Source organism: Acidovorax sp. KPB24-03, from assembly GCF_057546605.1.
The window spans coordinates 1-1,568 of record NZ_BAAJYR010000609.1 but is presented as its reverse complement, the minus strand read 5'-3'; the positions used below and the strand labels follow the sequence as shown (position 1 = coordinate 1,568).

General features: G+C 70.3%; 1 protein-coding gene and 2 pseudogenes. 1 reads left to right on the top strand and 2 read right to left on the bottom strand.

The annotated features are described in order from the left end of the window. A pseudogene (locus AC27KI_RS24475) lies at positions 1-540 on the top strand (UDP-N-acetylmuramate dehydrogenase); the annotation flags it as partial. A 150-nt stretch (positions 541-690) separates the two neighbouring features. On the opposite strand, the gene AC27KI_RS24470 reads toward AC27KI_RS24475, so the two are convergent. Both AC27KI_RS24470 and AC27KI_RS24465 read right to left on the bottom strand, forming a co-directional pair. Beyond that, the gene (locus tag AC27KI_RS24470; RefSeq protein ID WP_487116351.1) at positions 691-1,149 is read right to left on the bottom strand and encodes a carboxymuconolactone decarboxylase family protein; all 459 of its coding nucleotides are present in this window, start codon (positions 1,147-1,149) and stop codon (positions 691-693) included. 135 nt (positions 1,150-1,284) lie between these two features. Further along, positions 1,285-1,568: pseudogene (locus AC27KI_RS24465) on the bottom strand (RNA polymerase subunit sigma-70); the annotation flags it as partial.

The window sequence follows — 1,568 nt, the reverse complement described above, 5'->3', positions numbered from 1 at the left end:
GGCAGCGCGCCGCGCGGCATGGGCCTGGCGGGGCGCGCGGCCATCACGCACGTGCGCTTTCGCCTGCCCAAGCCCTGGAAGCCCGAGCTGGGCTACCTGGACCTGGAGCGCAAGCGGGCCGAGGCCGGGGTGGCCGAGCCCACGGCGCAGCAGATCTTCGAATGGGTGTGCGAGGTGCGCCGCGCCAAGCTGCCCGACCCGGCGGTGGTGGGCAATGCCGGCAGCTTCTTCAAGAACCCCACGGTCACGCCCGACCAGTGCTCGGACATCATCGCCCGCGAGCCGCGCATCGTGCACTACCCCATGCCCGACGGCACCATCAAGCTGGCGGCGGGCTGGCTGATCGATGCCTGCGGCTGGAAGGGCAAGAGCGTGGGCAAGGCCGGCGTTTACGAAAAGCAGGCGCTGGTGCTGGTCAACCGCGGCCGGGGCGCCGACAGCGTGACCGGCGGCGAAGTGATGACGCTGGCCAAGGCCATCCAGACCAGCGTGTACGAGCGCTTCGGCATCCGGCTGGAGCCGGAGCCGGTGGTGGTCTAGGCACGGCGCGTGCGGCCGGTTCTGCCGCGAAGCGGCTGCAAAGCCGTCGCGGAGAGATTGCTATGCTATTAATAGCATGAATGGCATGTTTTACTAGGGCGTCAGGCCGATTGGGCTCTTATTTTTGGTGCGACGGCCCGAACGGGGCGCTCAGGCGCCGGCGCCGCCCGCCGGTGGCGCGCGGAAAGCGACCTGGAACCGGTTCCAGCCGTTGATGGCGACGACGGCCAGCGACAGCTCGACGATCTCCGCCTCCGAGAACTGCGCCGCCACCATGTCATAGACCGCGTCCGGCACGTCCTGCGTGGCGGCCAGGCGGGTCAGCGATTCGGCCCAGGCCAGCGCGGCGCGTTCGCGGGCATCGAACAGGCCGGCCTCGCGCCAGGCGGCCAGCAGGTGCAGGCGCCGGTCGGTCTCGCCATGCCGGCGGGCCACGCCCACGTGCAGGTCGATGCAGAACGCGCAGCCGTTGATCTGCGACACGCGCATCTTCACCAGCTCCTTGAGGGCAAGGGGCAGGGCGCCAGCGCGCAACTGGTTCTCCAGCGCCATCATGGCGTTCGCGGTGGCGGGATGGTTGTTCATGAGGTCGATGCGGGCGTGTGACATGGGGAGCCTTTCTTGGCGCTGGGTTGGATGAAGGAGCGGTGAGAAAACCGTTGCCCCATGGCGCGGCCCGCACCCGGCGCGGGTGCCATGCCATCGGGAACGGAGCGGGAAAAGGGGACCGGGCGGCGGCGGGGCCTACAACCCGCGCAGCTTGTCCGGATTCAGCACGGCGTAGATGCCGTGGATGTGCGTGCCGTCGGTCTGCAAGGCCAGCGCCACGCGCGGCGTGACGCCCTCGCGCAGCACCAGACCCGGCGTGCCGTTGATCTGCACTTCCTGCACGGCGAGGTGGCGCAGGTACACGCGCCACAGACCCGCCGCCAGCCGGGCCAGGGCCCGGGGACCGCGCACCACCTTGGTGGCCGCCTGGACCTTGCCGCCCGCATCGGGCGTCCAGGTGCGTCCGGCGCGAAGAGGGG